The sequence below is a fragment of the Labrys neptuniae genome, from assembly GCF_040797145.1.
GTDB lineage: Bacteria > Pseudomonadota > Alphaproteobacteria > Rhizobiales > Labraceae > Labrys > Labrys neptuniae.
On record NZ_JBFNQD010000003.1, the window covers coordinates 286,978 to 304,887 of the forward strand.

Consider the following 17,910-nt stretch of genomic DNA (forward strand, 5'->3'; position numbering starts at 1 on the left):
CTACTCTGCCCGTCCCGCCTGCCGCATCGCTTCGAACACCGCCTTGGCTTCGTCGGTTTCCAGCATGGCGTGGACATCGAGGTCGAGGCGGCGGCGCCAATTGGGATATTCCCGATCGGTCCCCGGCAGGTTGACCGGGTCGACCTCACCGGCAAGGTCCTCGACCTGCGCGGCGACGAGGCCCGAGGAAGCAGAGGCCAGGAAGCCATGGATGGCGCCGACGAGAGCCGGCGTCAACACACTCTCCTCGCTGCCGACGGCCTGCAGCAGCGCCTGCCTGTCCTCGGCGCGCACCGCCTCGGCGTCCTCGGCGACGGGCCTGCCAAGCGTGCGCTCCAGTGCGATGTCCGCGCCGCTCCACCAGCCGCGCAAGGTCGGCAGGTCGTGCGTGGCAACGCAGGCCAGCGACGCGGCCGGATAAAGATCGGGCCGGCGAAACACTCCGCCGTCCCGCTCGAAGAACAATACGCGATAGGAATAGAGCTCGGCTTCGGAGAGCCGCTCGCGCAGGCCCTCCGGCACGGTGCCGAGGTCCTCGCCCACCACCATGCAGCGATGGCGCTGGCTCTCCTCGGCGAGCACCGCCAGCATGCCTTCGAGCGGATAGGTCAGATAGGCGCCCTCGCTGGCCGGCGCACCATCGGGCACCACGAAGAGCCGGGTCAGCGCCATGACGTGGTCGATGCGCAGGGCCCCGGCATGGCGCATATTGGCGGCGAGCAGTTCGCGGTAATGGGCAAAACCGCTCTGGCGCAGAGCGACCGGATCGAGCGGCGGGATATGCCAGACCTGGCCGCTGGCCGAGAAGGGGTCGGGCGGAGCTCCGGCGGAGACCCCTTTCAGGAAGGCATCGGGCGCCGTCCAGACCTCGGCGCCATCCGGCGCCGCTCCCACGGCGAGATCTCGGCAAAAACCGATGGCAAGGCCGCCGCGGCTGGCCGCGGCAAGCTGCTCCTCCGCCAGGAATTGCAGATAGCCGGCGAAATCGGCGGCATGCTGCAGGTCGGGGGGCAGGGCCGCCGTCGACATCGCCGGGATCGCGCTCGACCCGGCCTGCTCCTCCAGCGCCTGGAACAGGCAGAAGCGAGCCAGCGCCTCGCCGCCCGCCATCTGGAAGGCCCGTAAGGCAGCCAAGCGCGCAGGGCGTTCAGTCAGGATCGAAAAAGCCTGGGCCAGCGCCGCCCGCTTGTGGCGCCAGACTTCGGGCCAATCGATGAAACGCCCGGCCGGTGGCGGGACCGTGAGCCGGCCTTCCAGTTCAGGCACGGCGTCAAGGGCGATCAGGGCCGGATCGAGGAAGCGCCGGTCGGAGGGCTGATAGGGGCTGGCCCGCTGCCGGTCGGAGGGGAACATGGCATGGAAGGGGTTGAGCGCGATCAGGCTCGCGCCCTTGCCGGCCGCGTCCCTGGCCAAAACCTCCAGCGTGCGGAAATCCCCGACGCCCTGGCCCCCCTGCCGTCGCAGCGTATAGAGCTGGGCGGAGAGGCCGAAGCGCTTGCCACCATCGGCGAGCATCGGTGGCAAAAAGGCCTTGGCTTGTCGGTTCCCGACGGGCGCAGCGAGCGAGCGTAGATGCTCCAGGCTCTCGCGTGCCTGGGCGAGCGAGTGATGGGGCAGGCCCATGGCGGTGAGCAGAGCGCGCTTGGTGTCTCCGGAGACCAGTGTGTGGCGGCCCGAAACCTCCCACCACTCCGGCGCGATGCCTGCCGCCTTGGCCAGAAGCTCGAGCACTTCGGGCGGCGCGTCGCCATCCCGGCGCGGCGCACGCCCCGGCTCGGCGATGAACACGCCGACCGAGCGCGGCGCAAGCTCCATGATGTCGAAGGCGCCGTAGAGGGCCGGCGGTGCGAAGGCCTGGTATTCGTCGCTGACATGCGCCAGCCGCCAGACGAGCCCGGGTGCGAGATCCGGCAGCCGGGCATAGAGCGGCTCGGCGCCGGCATGGAACCAGATCAGCGCTTTCGAGCCATCCGGTCCCGCAAGCGCCATGCCGAGGCTGCGCAGGGCCGGATTGCCCCATTCATTGTCCTGCAGAGGCTGGCCGCTTGGACCGAGCCAGATCACGTCGGGCGCTCCATCAGCCGCGGCGTCGGCAGAAGGCCTGCCGGTCAGGAACCGATCCGCCGTCACCAAAGGCAATGACTTGCGCAGGCGCGTCAGGCTCGCCACGAACTGGATCAAGGAGCGATCGGCACTGGCCCAATCGCTCCAGGTGATGGCATTGTCCTGGGCATAGGCGTTGTTGTTGCCGCGCTGGCTGCGGCCGAGTTCGTCGCCCATGGCGATCATCGGCGTGCCCCGCGACAGCAGGAGGCTCGCCAGCAAGGCCCGGACATGGCTGCGCCTGAGCGATACGATCTCCGGCGCGGTGCTGGGGCCTTCGGCGCCATCGTTCCAGCTCACCTCGCCCGAATGCCCGTCGCGGTTGCCCTCGCCATTGGCGTCATTGTGCTTGCCGGCGAAGCTCACCGTATCGGCCAGGGTGAAGCCGTCATGGGCCGCGACGAAATTGATGCTGTCGCTCGGGCGGCGGCTGCCGGGGTCGAACAGATCCGAGGAGCCGGCCAGCCGCGTCGCCAGCGCGCCGATGCCGCCGTCGCCGCGCCAGAACCGCCTGACGTCGTCTCGGTAGCGATCGTTCCATTCCGCCCAGCCTTGCGGAAAATGGCCGAGCTGGTAGCCGCCGGGGCCGATGTCCCAGGGTTCGGCGATCATCAGCCGCGTGCTCAGCACGGGGTCGGCGGCAATGGCGGCGAACAAGGGCGCTTGCCGGTCGAAACCATCGGGCCGGCGCCCCAGCACCGGGGCGAGATCGAAGCGAAAGCCGTCGAAGCCGCCGATCTCCGCCCAATGCCGGAGGGCAGCGAGGGTGAGGCCGAGCCCCGGCTCGCGATCGAGCGCCAGCGTGTTGCCGCAGCCGGTATCGTTGGCATAAAAACGCGGATTGTCGGCGAGCCGGTAATAGGAACGATTGTCGAGCCCGCGCAGCGAGTGGGTGCCGCCACGCTCGTCGCTCTCCGAAGTGTGGTTATAGACGACGTCGAGCAGCACCTCGAAGCCAGCCTCGTGCAGCCGGTCCACCGTATCGGCGATCTCGGCCATGCCGCCGGGGGCGAGGCGCGGATCCGGCGCCAGGAAACAAGCAGGATTGTAGCCCCAATAATTCCTCAGCCCGAGCGGCTCGAGATGGCGCTCGTCGATCGCCGCGGCCAGCGGCATCAATTCGAGCGTGGTGATGCCGAGCTCGGTGAAATGGGTGATCGCAGCCGGATGGGCCAGCGCGGCCACCGTCCCACGCAGCTCGGGCGGGATGCCGGGATGAGCCTGGCTGAAGCCCTTGACATGGACTTCATAGATGATGCGGCTCTCGGGCCTCACACCGGAAGGGCGGGTCCTGCCCGGCGCGGGCCGCTCCAGCACCGCCTTCGGCATGATCGCGGCAGTGTCGGTTTCGTCCAGCACGATATCGTCCACACCCTGTGCGCCCTTTATCGGCAAAGCGGAGGTCATGCCCTCCGGCAGGACGAGCCTGACAGCGTGGGGATCGATCAGCAGGCGTGCCGGGTTGAAGCGCAGCCCCTCCTCCGGGCGCCAGGGACCATGGGCGCGCAGCCCGTAGAGCTGTCCCTCCGCAAGGCCGCCGATGCGGCCGTGATGCACCGGCCCGTCGCGTCCCGAGAGCAGGATTCGCTGGCTCTCGGTGCCATCGGCATCGAACAGGCACAGCTCGATGCGTTCGGCTTCGGCAGCGTGGACGGCGAAATTGACCTCTTCCCCGATCCAACTCGCTCCGAGCGGAGCTGCCGCACCGGGATTCGCCATGCTTGAACGTGCCATACGGTCCTTGCCTCGACTGTCGAATGCCTGTCGTACTTTCCTGACATCTTGGACGATCAAAACGCAAAGACTAGATGACAGGATGCGGCGAAATTTCTGTCCGCTATCCATTGCGGCTGAATCGTCGCCGACCAATGTCCTTGTCGCGCGTTTTGCTGTAGGAACGTCCTGGCGCGATCGTGTGCCCGAAGGAAAACCATGGTTCGCCATATTGCCGACCCAGCCGGGGCCGAAACGGACGTCGTCCAGTTCACCTATGCGGACCCCACCTTTTCCAAACCGAAACAGGCCCTGATCCGGGCCATCGAGAAGGTGACGGGGCAGCCTCGGCTGAAGCGTCTCTACCTCGAAAACCAGCGCAATCCGGTGGCCGGCGAGAGCTTTTTTGCCGCAGCGGTCCGCCAGCTCCGGCTCGACGTCCAGTTCGACAGGACCCAGCTCGACAAGATTCCAAAGACGGGGCCCTGCGTCATCGTCGCCAACCACCCCTATGGCGTGCTCGACGGCATCACCATCGCCTGGCTGATCGGCCTGGTCCGCCAGGATTTCGTCATCCTCACCAATGCCGTGCTTCTGCATGCGCCGGAAACGCAGGCCTTCCTGCTGCCCGTCGATTTCGCGGAGACCGAGGAGGCGATGCAGACCAATTTGCGCACCCGCGCCGAAGCACGCCGGTTGCTCGACCGCGGCGGCTGCGTGATCGTCTTCCCGGCCGGCGGTGTCTCGACCTCACCCGACAAGCTCGGACGGCGCCCCGCCATGGACGCTCCCTGGCAGCCCTTCACCGTGCAGTTGATCCAGCGCTCCAAGGCCACGGTGGTGCCGATCTTCTTCGGCGGCCAGAACAGCCGCCTGTTCCAGATCGCCAGCCATCTCAACCAGACCCTGCGCCTGTCCCTGATCTTCAAGGAGGTGCGTGATCGCATCGGCACGATCCTGCCGATCGCCATCGGCGATCCCATCGATGGCGCAGCTTTCGCCGCTGCAACCGACCGCAAGGCGGTCGCGCTGGAGCTGATGCGTCGTACCTATGCCCTGGCGGGCCAGCTGAGGGATGACCGCACCGCCAAGCGCATCGCTGCCGGCCTTCTCGAGCCGGCGGTGCTGAACCAGCCCAAACTCTGCGCGCCGCGAGGGTAATGGCGTTGGGGGGCTGGTCTTCGGACCAGCCTGAAACGGCGAGTTGGCCGAATAGCAAGAGGCGGGTCTGAAGACCCGCCCCCTTCAGGTCACCACACTCGGTTCGGCCATGCCGGTTTTCTCGGCGATGCCGCTGAGCTGGCGCGCGACGGCGATGACATCGGCGAGAGCGGCCTGCGTCTCGATGGCATGATGGGCAGGATCGGCCTCGTAGCGCTCGAGATAGACGCGCAAGGTCGCGCCTTCCGTACCGGTGCCGGAGAGGCGGTAGACGATGCGCGAGCCGTTGTCGAACAGCACGCGCAGGCCCTGGTTCTTCGAATCCGAACCGTCCACCGGATCGTGATAGGCGAAATCGTCGGCGGATTTGACCTTTAGCGCCCCGAAGCTCTTGCCAGGCAGGCTGGGGATCTGCGAACGGACCGCTTCCATCACCGCATTGGCGGCTTCGGTGGGCACGGCCTCATAGTCGTGGCGCGAATAGTAGTTCCGGCCATATTTGGCCCAATGCTCGCGTACGATATCAAGCGTAGGCTGGCGGCGCTTGGCCAGCAGGGTCAGCCAGAGCAGCACCGCCCACAGCCCGTCCTTCTCGCGAACGTGGTTCGAGCCAGTGCCGGCGCTTTCCTCGCCGCAGATGGTGACGCGGTCGGCATCGAGCAGGTTGCCGAAGAATTTCCAGCCGGTCGGCGTCTCATAGATGCCCACGCCCATCGCCTTGGCGACCTGGTCGGCGGCAAGGCTGGTGGGCATCGAGCGGGCGATGCCGGAAATGCCCTTGGCATAGCCGGGCGCCAGATGGGCATGGGCGGCGAGGATGGCGAGGCTGTCCGAGGGCGTGACGAAGATACCGCGGCCGATGATGAGGTTGCGATCGCCGTCGCCATCAGAGGCCGCCCCGAAATCGGGGGCGTTCGGCCCCATCATGAGATCGTAGAGCTCCTTGGCGTTGACCGGGTTGGGATCGGGATGATGGCCGCCGAAATCGGGCAGCGGTGTCGCGTTCACCACCGTGCCGGCAGCGGCACCCAGCTGGTCCTCGATGATGCGTCGGGCGTAAGGGCCGGTGATGGCCGACATCGCATCGAAGCGCATGGTGAAGCCGGACTTGAACAGCTCCCGGATGGCATCGAAGTCGAAGAGCTTGCCCATCAGCTCGGCATAATCGGTGACGGGATCGACCACTTCGACGATGGTATCGCCGATCACCGTTTCGCCGAGCTTGTCGATGTCGATATCGGGCACGTCGGCGATCTTGAACTCGCTGATCGACTTGGTACGGGCAAAGACGGCATCGGTGATCTTCTCGGGCGCCGGACCGCCATTGCCGATATTGTACTTGATGCCGAAATCTCCGTCGGGCCCGCCGGGATTGTGGGAAGCGGAGAGCACGATGCCGCCGAAGGCCCCGTATTTGCGGATGACGGCCGAGACGGCCGGCGTCGACATCAGGCCGCCCTGACCGACCTTGATGCGTCCGAAGCCGGCGGCGGCGGCCATTTTGAGGATCTTCTGCACGACCTCGCGGTTGTAGTAGCGCCCGTCGCCGCCGACGACCAATGTCTTGCCGGCAAAGCCCTCAAGCGTGTCGAAAATCGACTGCACGAAATTCTCGACATAATGCGGCTGCTGGAACACCGGCACCTTCTTGCGCAAGCCGGACGTGCCGGGCTTCTGGCCATCGAAGGGTTGGGTCGGGACGGTACGGATCATAGTGAGGTTCCGGTTCTGGTTTATCCGAAGGTCTATCGATAGCATATGGGAGCAGCGCTGCCCCTCACCCTTACCCTCTCCCCGTAAGAACGGGGCGAGGGGCGCCAAGCGTGATGCCTCGATGCGAGACGTCGCGCCCGCTGGATAAGTCGCGACATCGAGGTCCCCCTCGCCCCGTTCTTACGGGGAGAGGGTAAGGGTGAGGGGCGGCTCCTCCCCTCAAAAACCGCGGCCGAGCTCTCCTCACGCCACCAACTCGCGATAGAGCTTGGCATAGCCGGCAGCCCTGAGATCCCAGGACTGGTCCAGCCCCATGCCGCGGCGCTGCATCGCCTGCCACACGGGCTTGTCGTGGTAGAGCGCGATGGCCCTCGAAATGGCATCGCGCAGCATGTCCGGCGTGATAGGCTGGAACTGCACGCCGGTGGCGGCCTTGAGCGTCAAGGCGGCATCATTGGCGTCGACGATGGTGTCGGAGAGCCCCCCGACACGTGCCACCACGGGAATGCAGCCATAGCGCAGGCCGTAAAGCTGGGTGAGGCCGCAAGGCTCGAAGCGCGACGGCACCAGGGTCATGTCCGAGCCGCCGAACATCAGATGCGAGAGCGCCTCGTCGAAACCGAACACCGTACCGACGCGCCCTCGATGCTGAAGGCTTGCCTGGCGGAAGATGCCCTCCAGTTCCCGATCGCCGGAACCGAGCAGGGCCAGCCGCGCGCCGGAGGCGACCAGATGCGGCAACGCCTCGGCGAGAATGTCGATGCCTTTCTGCCAGGTCAGGCGGCTGACCAGGCAGAACAGCGGCGAGTCGTCGTGATCGAGGCCAAAACGCTCCTCCAGTGCCTTGCGATTGCCCCCACGCCTGGCGAGGGACTTGGCATCGTAATTCACGGCCAGGCTCGGGTCGGTCTGGGGATTCCACACCCGTTCGTCGATGCCGTTGACGATGCCGGAGAGCACATCGGCGCGACCGGCGAGCAGGCCTTCCAGCCCCATGCCGGCTTCCGCCGTCTTGATCTCGGCGGCATAGCGCGGCGAGACGGTGGTGATGCGGTCGGCAAAATGCAGCCCGGCCTTGAGGAAGCCGATCATGCCGTAATACTCGACCCCGTCCAGGGCAAAGGCCCGCTGCGGCAGGCCGAGACTGCCGAGGATCGAGCGGGGATACTGGCCCTGGAAAGCAAGGTTATGCACCGTGATCACCGATTTCGGCCTGACGGCATCGGTGTAGTTGAGATAGGCCAGCGTCATCGCCGCCTGCCAGTCATGCACATGCACGATGTCGGGCCGGTAGGTCTTGACCAGACCGTGGCAGATTTCCGCCGCCGCGCTCGACAGGGCGCAATAGCGCTGGGGATTGTCGAGCCAGTCGCGCCCATCGGCGTCGACATAGGGATTTCCCGGTCGGTCGAACAGATGCGGCGCATCCACGGCCAGGAGATCGAGCTCGCCGATGGTGGCGCGCTTGATGGCGGTGCGACCACCGAAGAACCCCGGCAGCTTGGCCACCGTCTCCCAGGCCGTGCTGGCCGCCATCACGGCGGGGTAGCCGGGGATGACCGTCGTCACCGCGACGTCATGGCCTTTCAGGGCGGCAGGCAGCGCGCCGACGACGTCGGCGAGCCCCCCCGTCTTGATCAGCGGATGGATTTCGGACGCAACCGCGAGAACTTTGATCATCGAAAGCGCTAACTTCTTGTTTTGACGTATTTTCCTGGCCGATGAGCCTGTGGCTCCGCCGGAAAATGCCCTGGATCGTGTCGTCAGAGCTTCAGCTTGTCGATCATGGGCTGCGTGATCAGGCAGATGCCCTTTTCCGTCCGCCGGAAGCGCTTGGCGTCCAGTTCCGGATCCTCGCCGACGACCAGGCCCTCGGGAATTATCACGCCGCGGTCGATCACCACATTCTTGAGCTGTGCCGATCGCCCGATCTCGACATAGGGCAGGATCACGGCATTCTCCACACTGGAATAGGAGTTGATGCGCACGCCGGTATAGAGCAGCGAGTGCTTGGCCGTTGCCCCGGAGACGACGCAGCCGCCGGACACCAGTGAGGAGATCGCGGTGCCGCGCCGTCCCTCGGTGTCATGCACGAATTTAGCCGGCGGCGTAATTTCGGCGAAGGTCCAGATCGGCCATTCCTGGTCGTAGAGATCGAGCGCGGGCACGACGTCGGTGAGGTCGATATTGGCCTCCCAATAGGCGTCCACCGTGCCGACGTCGCGCCAATAAGATTCCTTTTCATGCTCGGAGCGCACGCAGCTCGCCGGGAAGCGGTGCGCCACCGCCTTGCCGTTCTTGACGATGTGGGGAATGATGTCCTTGCCGAAATCGCGGCTCGAATTGGGATCGTTGGCATCCCGGTTGAGTTCCTCGGTGAGGAACTTCATCGAGAAGACATAGATGCCCATCGAGGCCAGGGCCATTTCGGGATTGCCGGGAATGCCGGGTGGATCCTTGGGCTTCTCCACGAAGGCGACGATGCGGTCCTGCTCGTCGACATGCATGACGCCGAAGCCGGTAGCCTCCATGCGCGGCACTTCGAGGCAGCCGATGGTGACATCGGCGTTCTGCTCGACATGCTGCTTGAGCATCAGCTCATAGTCCATCTTGTAGATATGGTCGCCCGCCAGGATGACCATGTATTCGACGCCGGTGCCGTCGATGATGTCGAGGTTCTGATAGACCGCGTCCGCCGTGCCGCGATACCACATGTCCTCGGAAATGCGCTGGCTGGCCGGCAGGATGTCGAAGCTTTCATTGCGCTCCGGCCGCAGGAAGTTCCAGCCGCGATTGAGGTGGCGGATCAGCGAATGCGCCTTGTATTGCGTGGCCACGCCGATACGACGGATGCCCGAGTTGATCGCGTTCGAAAGGGCGAAGTCGATGATGCGGCTCTTACCTCCGAAATAGACCGCGGGCTTGGCGCGCCGGTCGGTCAGTTCCATCAGGCGGCTGCCGCGGCCTCCGGCCAGCACATAAGCCATGGCCGAACGTGCCAGCGGCCCACCCTTCGAATGCCTCGGTTCCGTCATACAGTTCCTCCCACTGATAATCCGGGATGACGCTGCTGCCTTCTTGTTCAGCCTTGGCTCCTATCGCGGAGCCGCGACTCTCCAAAGACATGCAACGCCCACTCCCCAGCCTAGTTCCCCGCCCATTCCAGCATGATGGCCGTTAGGGGCGGCAGATTGATACGCGCGGACGCCGGTTTGCCCTTCCAATCGCCCGCATAAGCATAGACTCCGCCGGAATTGCCTCGATTGAGCCCGAAATAACGCTCGGAGTCGGTGTTGAGAATTTCCCACCACTGCCCGGCCAGCGGCAGGGGCAGCAGATAGTCGTCGCGCGCGACGGGAGTGAGATTGGCCACCACCACGATCGGCATCGCATCGGTGGCATAGCGCGCCCAGGCGAACACCGAATTGGCATTGTCGTCGACGACCATCCACTCGAAGCCGTCACCCTCGCAATCGCGCTGATGCAGCGCCGCGCGGCCGCGATAGAGATGGTTGAGATCGCGCACGAGATCGCTCAGCCCCTTGTGCGGGCCGTATTGCATCAGGTCCCAGTCCAGCCCGACATTCTCGTTCCATTCGCGGCGCTGACCGAAATCCTGCCCCATGAACAGCAATTTCTTGCCGGGATAGGCCCACATCAGTGCGTAGTAGGCCCGAAGGGTCGCGAATTTATCGCCCTCCATGCCGGACATCTTGTTGACGATGGAATTCTTCCCATGGACCACCTCGTCATGGGAGAGCGGCAGCACGAAATTCTCGGCAAAGGCGTAGATGAGGCCGAAGGTCAGATCGTCATGATGATATTGGCGATAGACCGGCTCGCGCTGCATGTAGCTCAGCGTGTCATGCATGAAGCCCATATTCCACTTGAATCCGAAGCCGAGACCGCCGTCATGCACGGGCTTGGACACACCGGGCCAGGCGGTGGATTCCTCGGCGATGGTCATCACGCCGGGATGGGCGGCATAAACTTCCTTGTTCATGCGCTGCAGGAAGGCGATGGCGTCGAGGTTCTCACGCCCGCCATGGACATTGGGCAGCCACTCTCCGTCCCGGCGCGAATAATCCAGATAGAGCATGGAGGCGACGGCATCCACGCGCAGCCCGTCGATATGGTAGCGCTCCAGCCAGAACAGGGCGTTGGCGATCAGGAAGTTGGCAACCTCGCGCCGGCCGAAATCATAGATCGCCGTGTTCCAGTCGGGATGGAAGCCGCGCCGGGGATCGGGATGCTCATAGAGCGCGCTGCCATCGAACCAGGCCAGGCCGTGCGAGTCGGTCGGGAAATGCGCGGGCACCCAGTCGAGGATCACGCCGATACCGGCGGCATGGGCACGGTCGACGAAACGGGCGAACCCCTCGGGCGAGCCGAAACGGCTGGTCGGCGCGAACATGCCGGTCGGCTGGTAACCCCAGGACGCATCGAGGGGGTGCTCCGTCACCGGCAGCAATTCGATATGGGTGTAGCCCATATGCTGGACATAGGCGATCAGCTCGTCGCCAAGCTGGTCGTAGCTGAGGAAGCGCTGGTGCTCGCCACGCTTCCAGGAACCGAGATGCACCTCGTAGATCGACATCGGTGCCCGTCTCGCATCGCGATGCGCCCGCTCCTCGAGCCATTGCTGGTCCGTCCAGACGAAGGGCTCCGACGAGGCGACCCGGGAGGCCGTGCCGGGGCGCAATTCGCTGGCAAAGGCGAAGGGATCGCTCTTCAGCGGCAGCAGCGCGCCATTCGGACCGATGATCTCGTATTTGTAATGGGCGCCGACCCCGACACCGGGCAGGAAGATTTCCCACACGCCGGTATCGACGCGCTTGCGCATGGGATGGCGACGGCCGTCCCAGTCGTTGAAATCGCCGACGATCGACACTCGCCTGGCATGCGGCGCCCACACGGCGAAATGCACGCCCTCCATGTCGCCATGCTGCAGGGGACGAGCACCGAGCTTGTCCCAGAGCCGGAGATGCGTGCCTTCCGTCAGCAGATAGTCGTCGACCTGGCCCAGCAGCGGCCCGAAACGATAGGGGTCCTCGACCTCCCACTGCCCTCCCGCATTGACGGCATGCAGGCGGTAGATCCCGACGCTGTCGGGCACCAGGCCTTCGAAGACGCCATCGTCATGCCGCCGCTCCAGGGCAACGGGTCCGACCAGATTGGGCGCGAGCACCGACAGCGTCTCGGCATTGGGAATGAAGGCGCGGATGACGAGGCCGGCAGGTGTCTCATGCGGGCCGAGTACGGCGAAAGGATCGGCATGACGCCCGGCCGCGAGCGCGGCGACTTCCACTTCGGACAAACGCCAATCCGCTGTCTTGCTGCGGCTGGCCGGCCGCTTGGCCAAGGGTGCCGGCTTTGCGGCTCTGGCGACGGGAGCGTTCGTCTTCGTTGTCTTTGCCAAGCGCTACGACCCCTTTTCGAACCGGATCGAAACGCCTGGACTTGCCGGGACCAGGCGTCTTCCTGTGATCCTCTCGAACACAAGCTAGGGCTTTTGCTACAACGGTCAACGATTAAACGCAGCCTGCCCAAATGGGTTATGCCGAGGCTGCTGCAGGGTGAAAAATTTGGTGGTTCCGGCCTTATGGCGCGCCGTCGGCGACCTTCGAAGAAGCGCCGGCACCGGCCACCCGGCGAGGGTCAATCGAAAATCCACGGGGTGATTTGACATCGTCTCCAACATGGGCTCTAGATATGGGATCGATCCCACAATGCAGCAGCGGAGCCTTGGTGGCCACGATCAGAGACGTATCCAGGCGGGCCGGTGTTTCGCGATCGACGGTATCGCGGATCATTGCCGGCAATGGCTATGTCTCGGACAATGCGCGCCAGGCGGTGGAGGCGGCCATCGCGGAACTGGGCTACCGGCCCAACACCATGGCACGGGGACTGCGCTCCAATCGTTCCGAGATCATCGGCGCGGTGGTCGTCAACGTCGCCAGCCCCTTCTACGCCCAGATGGTCGGCGGCATGCAGAGCGTGTGCCGCGCCGCCGACAAGTCGATCCTGCTCGCCTCGGGCTACGCCCAGGCGCATGAGGAAGCGCGGGCGATCCTGGAATTGATCGACCGCTCCTGCGACGGCCTGATCCTCTATCTCGAAAATGCCGTGAGCGACGAGGTCAAGGAAGTGGTGGCCAAGGCCGATATCCCGATCGTGGCGATCGGCGGAGAGCCGACCTCGCTGGCCTGGGCCAGGGTGGGCATCGACAACTACAACGGCGCGCTCGACGGCATGCGTTATCTGCTGACCATGGGCCATCGCGACATCGCCTATTTTGCCGGCACCCTCACCTATTTCGACACGCGCGAGCGCCTGCGCGGCATCGACACCGCCCTGGCGGAAGCCGGCATGAGCCGGGCCGACATCCATTTGGAAGCCGGCGACTACAAGGAGCGCTTCGGCTACGAAGCCACGGAACGGCTGCTGGCGTCGGGCCGGCAGGTCAGCGCCATCTTTGCCGGTGACGACGACATCGGCGCCGGCGTCCTGCTGGCGCTGCGCCACCACGGCGTCAGGGCGCCGGAACAGATCTCCCTCCTCGGCTTCGACGACAATTTTCACGCGAGGCATCTCACCCCGTCGCTGACGACCATCCGCCAGCCGACGGACATAGCCGGTCAGACGGCTGCAAGACTCCTGCTCGACATGATTGCCGACAGGAATTTCACACCGGAGGACATCGTCATTCCCGCCGAACTGATCGTCCGGGAAAGCGTCATCCCCCATTCGGCAGGACAGCGGACGGACCACGCCGCGGAGGCAACAAGAGCGTAGGACGGCCCGCCCCGCCCAGCACCATGTGCCGGCCGGGATGGGTTGTGAAATGACCATAAACAAATGTGGGATCGATCCCATAACAGAGGTGGACCATGAAACGCATCCTGATCGCTTTGTGCGCGAGCACCATCATCGGCAATGCCTCGGCGGAGGCGCTGCTCACCATGCATATCGAGGAGCAGACCAGCTGGGTGCGCAATTTCAACCCCTTCGACGCAGCTGGCCGTCGGCAGAGCACGCTCGACTTCATCTACGAGCCGCTTGTCATCTTCAACGCCTACGACAACGGCAAGCCGATCTATCGCCTGGCCACCGCCTACAAGTTCTCCGATGACCTCAAATCCGTTACCTACACCATTCGTGACGGCGTCAAATGGTCGGACGGGCAGCCCCTGACCGCCAAGGACGTCAAATTCACTTTCGACCTGATGATGAAGAACCCTTCCATCGACATCGTCGGGGTCGGCGCTGCCGTACAATCGGTGGAGCTGCCCGCGCCCAACCAGGTCAAGGTCAATCTCAAGGACGTCGATTCCCAGTTCCCCGAGTCCCTCGCCGACTTCACCGTCGTGCCCGAGCATGTCTGGAAGGGCGTCGGCGATCCCTTCGCCTACAAGAATGAGAATCCCGTCGGCTCCGGCCCGATGACCGAAATCCGCCGCTTCACCCCGCAGGTCTACGAGCAATGCCGCAATCCCAATTATTGGGATGCCGAGCATCTGAAGGTGGATTGCCTGAAGCTGCCCCAGATCAGCGGCAACGACCAGATGCTGGCGACCTTGCCCGAGGGCAACATGGACTGGTTCGGTTCCTTCCTGCCCGAGATCGAAAAGACCTATGTCTCGCTCGATCCCAAGCATAATGGCTACTGGCAGCCCTCCGCCAATACCGTCTCCTTCGAGATGAACCTCAAGACCACCAATCCGGGCAACAAGGCGGCTTTCGACGACATCAAGTTCCGCCAGGCCGTCAGCCTGCTGATGGACCGCAAATCGATGGTCGATATCGCCGGTTTCGGCTACCCACAGGTCAATCCCCACGCGACCGGCCTGCCGCTGCATTTCGACAATTGGGCCAATCCGCAGGCCCAGCAGGGCCAGGACGCCTGGATGGGCTATGACGTCGACAAGGCCAACAAGCTCCTCGACGAGGCGGGCTACGCCAAGGGTGCCGACGGCTTCCGCAAGACCCCGAAGGGCGAGCCGATCGCCTTCACCGTCGCCGTGCCGAATGGCTGGACGGACTGGATCGACGCCGTGCAGATCGGCGTGGAGGGCCTGCGCAAGGCCGGCATCAACGCTTCGGTCGCCACACCCGAATATGAGCAGTGGAACAAGCAGATCGTCGAAGGCAATTACGACACCGTGTTCCAGTCCCGGCCCGACGGCCCCACCCCGTTCCGCGCCTATTACCAGACCCTCGCCACCCCCTTTGTCGGCCGGTCGTCCTTCGCCGCCTCGCGCTATAGCAATGCCGACCTCGACAAGCTGTTCGAGGACTACAAGCGCGCCTCCAAGGATGCGGACTTCCGAGCCATTTTCGGCAAGATCCAGCTCCACATCGCCGATAATTTCCCCATGGTTCCCCTGTTCAACGGCCCGACCTGGTATCAGTACAGTTCGAAGCGTTTCACCGGCTGGGTCACCAAGGACGATCCCGCGATGAATCCGGAGAACCACGACGACAACCGCATCAGGCTCATGCATCTGCTACGCCTGAAGCCAGTGGCGAATGCCGACTGATGCGGCTCTCATCCCGCCGGCTGGCGGTCTATGGTACCGCCTTCATCTTCGCCATCCTGGTCAACTTCCTGCTGCCGCGGCTGATGCCCGGCAGCCCTGTCGACGGGATGATCGCCCAACTCGGCCCGCGCGCCACGCCTGCGGCCGTCGATGCCATCCGCGCCCGCTTCGGTGCGGTGGACCAGTCCTATTGGAGCCAGTTCCTGGAATATCTGCAGGGGCTGGCGACGTTCGATCTGGGGGTATCGGTCAAATACTATCCCCAGACCGTCACCCAGGTCCTCGCCCGCTCCGCAGGCTGGACCGCCTTCCTGATCTTCGCCGCCATCACCTTCTCGCTCATCGTCGGCTGCCTTCTCGGCGCCCTGGCGGCCTGGCGCCGCGGCGGACGTCTCGACACCATCGTCTCGCCGCTGGCAATCGTGATGAAATCGGTGCCGCCGGTGGTGATCTGCCTGTCGATCCTCTTCTTCTTCGGCGTGTCCCTGCGCTGGCTGCCGGTGGGCTATGCCTATGATCCATCGCTGGATCCGTCCTTCTCGCCAGGCTTCATCGGCAGCGTCCTCCTCCACGCGGCCATGCCGGTCCTTGCGCTTTCGCCTGCACTGATCGGCGAATTCCTGACCACCATGCGCACCAGCATGATCTCCGTGCTCGGCGAGGATTACGTCACCATGGGCCGGGCCAAGGGCCTGAGGGAAATGGCCGTGATGTTCAACTACGCCGCCCGCAACGCCCTGCTGCCCGTGCTTACCAACCTTGCCCTGATCCTGGGCGCGGTCTTCGGCGGCTCCATCGTCACCGAGATCGTCTTCAATTATCCGGGCCTCGGCCTGACGCTCTATACGGCGAGCGTCGCGCGTGACTATCCGGTCATCCAGGGTCAGCTCCTCCTGATGACGCTGGCGACGCTCGGCGCCAATCTCCTGGTCGACCTCGTCTATGGCGTGATCGATCCGCGCATCGGGGAGGCCAGGGCATGAACGCCGTGCTGAAACAGAAGAAAGCCGTCTTCGGCCTGGTCATCGTCGCGCTGCTCTGCCTGACGGCCCTGCTGGCGCCGGTCCTGGCCCCCAACGACCCGGCGGCCCGTGTCGGTCGCCCGCACCAGCCCCCCAGCACCGAACATGTGCTCGGCACCACCAAGATGGGGCGTGACGTCTTCGCCCAGTTCGTCTGGGGCGCGCGCTCCTCGCTGGCGGTGGGCTTTGCCACCGGCCTGGCCATCACGGCCCTCGGCACGCTGCTCGGCCTGTTCGGCGGCTATTTCGGCGGTCGCACCGATAATGCCCTCGACCTCCTCACCAATGCGGTGCTGGTCATTCCCAACATACCGCTCCTGATCCTGCTCGCCTCCTTCGCAGGCAAGGTCGGCCCGGTCGCCATCATGACCATCATCGCCCTGACGTCCTGGCCATGGGGCGCGCGCATGACGCGCTCCCAGACGCTGGCGCTGCGCAACCGCGAATTCGTGGTTGCCGCCCGCATGATCGGCGAGCCGAGCTGGCGTGTCGTCTTCGTCGAGATCCTGCCCAACCTGCTGCCGCTGATCGCCCTCAACTTCGTCGGCAGCGTCATCTACGCCATCGTCGCCCAGACGACGCTGGAATATCTCGGTTTCGGCGATCCCCTGAACGTCAGCTGGGGCACCATGCTCTACAACGCGCAGAACTCCTCTGCCATCATCGTCGGTGCCTGGTGGGACATCGCCACGCCCTGCATCGGCATCATGCTGGTCGGGCTCGGCCTGTCGCTCGTCAACTTCACCTTCGACGAGATCGCCAATCCGCAATTGCGCTCCGGTCCTGCCTTGACCCGCTGGCTGCAACTGAGCAACCGGCGCAAGCGGCTGTCGAGGAGCGGGTCATGAGCGAGGTGCTTCTCGATATCCAGAATCTGAGCGTCGACTACCTCACCGACAAGGGGGCCTTCCAGGCCGTCAGGGAGGTCTCCTTTCAGATCCGTCGCGGCGAACTCTTCGGGCTTGCCGGGGAATCCGGCTGCGGCAAGAGCACGATCGCCTATGCCATCACGCGCCTCGCCAAGCCGCCGGCCTGGACAAGAGGCGGCCGCATCCTGCTGGACGGCCAGGACATCCTGGCCCTGCCGGAGGACGAACTCCGGCATATCCGCTGGCGCAAGATCGGCATGGTCTTCCAGAGCGCAATGAACTCCCTCAATCCGCTGCTGCGCGTGGAAGCGCAGTTCCACGACGTGCTCCGTCTCCACAAGGGCTATTCGCGGGCGCAGTCGCGGGCCAGGGCGGAGGACATGTTTCGCCTGGTCGGCATTCCCACCGATCGCCTCGGCCACTATCCGCACCAGTTCAGCGGCGGCATGCGCCAGCGCATCGTCATCGCCATCTGCCTGGCGCTTCATCCCGAGCTGATCATCATGGACGAGCCGACCACTGCGCTCGACGTCGTGGTGCAGCGCGAAATCCTGGAACAGGTCGTGGACCTGCAGCAGAGCCAGGGCTTTTCGGTGCTCTTCATCACCCACGACCTGCACCTGATGGCGCAGATCTGCCATCGCATCGGGGTGATGCTGAAGGGCGAACTCGTCGAGGTCGGCGATACCGTTCAGATCAGCACGGCCCCGCGCCACGACTATACCCGCAAATTGTGGAGCGCCATCCCGGTCCTGCCCACGGCCCGCCATCTCGAGGGGAGCCTTTGAT

At 64.7% G+C, this 17,910-nt stretch carries 11 protein-coding genes; 6 read left to right on the top strand and 5 right to left on the bottom strand.

The window, feature by feature from the left end; all coding sequences use genetic code 11:
- Complete coding sequence (glgX, locus tag ABXS05_RS12065; RefSeq protein ID WP_367624083.1) at positions 1-3,837, bottom strand: glycogen debranching protein GlgX; 3,837 nt, start codon at positions 3,835-3,837, stop codon at positions 1-3.
- Positions 3,838-4,035: 198 nt separating this feature from the next.
- Between glgX and ABXS05_RS12070 the strand changes: the two genes are divergently transcribed.
- A complete protein-coding gene (locus ABXS05_RS12070; RefSeq protein ID WP_367624084.1) occupies positions 4,036-4,977 on the top strand; it encodes a lysophospholipid acyltransferase family protein in 942 nt (313 codons plus the stop codon).
- An 84-nt stretch (positions 4,978-5,061) separates the two neighbouring features.
- Here ABXS05_RS12070 and ABXS05_RS12075 read toward each other — a convergent pair whose 3' ends face one another.
- The 4 genes from ABXS05_RS12075 to glgB all read right to left on the bottom strand — a co-directional run bounded on the left by ABXS05_RS12075 (position 5,062) and on the right by glgB (position 12,052).
- A complete protein-coding gene (locus ABXS05_RS12075; protein ID WP_367624085.1) occupies positions 5,062-6,690 on the bottom strand; it encodes an alpha-D-glucose phosphate-specific phosphoglucomutase in 1,629 nt (542 codons plus the stop codon).
- Between the two features lie 243 nt (positions 6,691-6,933).
- Positions 6,934-8,367 carry a glycogen synthase GlgA gene (gene glgA / locus ABXS05_RS12080; RefSeq protein ID WP_367624312.1) on the bottom strand — a complete coding sequence of 478 codons (1,434 nt, stop codon included), beginning with the start codon at positions 8,365-8,367 and terminating at the stop codon, positions 6,934-6,936.
- Between the two features lie 86 nt (positions 8,368-8,453).
- Positions 8,454-9,725, bottom strand: coding sequence for a glucose-1-phosphate adenylyltransferase (gene glgC / locus ABXS05_RS12085; protein ID WP_311933417.1), 1,272 nt, complete (start codon positions 9,723-9,725; stop codon positions 8,454-8,456).
- A 110-nt stretch (positions 9,726-9,835) separates the two neighbouring features.
- Entirely contained in the window at positions 9,836-12,052 is a 2,217-nt protein-coding gene (gene glgB / locus ABXS05_RS12090; RefSeq protein ID WP_376717616.1) for a 1,4-alpha-glucan branching protein GlgB, read from the bottom strand.
- Between the two features lie 386 nt (positions 12,053-12,438).
- Between glgB and ABXS05_RS12095 the strand changes: the two genes are divergently transcribed.
- The 5 genes from ABXS05_RS12095 (at position 12,439) to ABXS05_RS12115 (ending at position 17,909) form a co-directional block, all read left to right on the top strand.
- Positions 12,439-13,485 carry a LacI family DNA-binding transcriptional regulator gene (locus ABXS05_RS12095; protein WP_367624086.1) on the top strand — a complete coding sequence of 349 codons (1,047 nt, stop codon included), beginning with the start codon at positions 12,439-12,441 and terminating at the stop codon, positions 13,483-13,485.
- 95 nt (positions 13,486-13,580) lie between these two features.
- Positions 13,581-15,230 (top strand): ABC transporter substrate-binding protein, encoded by a 1,650-nt coding sequence (locus ABXS05_RS12100; RefSeq protein ID WP_311933420.1) that lies wholly within the window; start codon positions 13,581-13,583, stop codon positions 15,228-15,230.
- On the top strand, positions 15,230-16,213 hold the full coding sequence (locus tag ABXS05_RS12105; RefSeq protein WP_367624087.1) for an ABC transporter permease: 984 nt from the start codon (positions 15,230-15,232) through the stop codon (positions 16,211-16,213). The genes ABXS05_RS12100 and ABXS05_RS12105 overlap by 1 nt, the downstream gene beginning before the upstream one ends.
- Positions 16,210-17,100 carry an ABC transporter permease gene (locus tag ABXS05_RS12110; protein WP_367624088.1) on the top strand — a complete coding sequence of 297 codons (891 nt, stop codon included), beginning with the start codon at positions 16,210-16,212 and terminating at the stop codon, positions 17,098-17,100. The genes ABXS05_RS12105 and ABXS05_RS12110 overlap by 4 nt, the downstream gene beginning before the upstream one ends.
- Entirely contained in the window at positions 17,097-17,909 is an 813-nt protein-coding gene (locus ABXS05_RS12115) for an ABC transporter ATP-binding protein (RefSeq protein ID WP_311933423.1), read from the top strand. The genes ABXS05_RS12110 and ABXS05_RS12115 overlap by 4 nt, the downstream gene beginning before the upstream one ends.
- Position 17,910 lies beyond the last annotated feature (1 nt).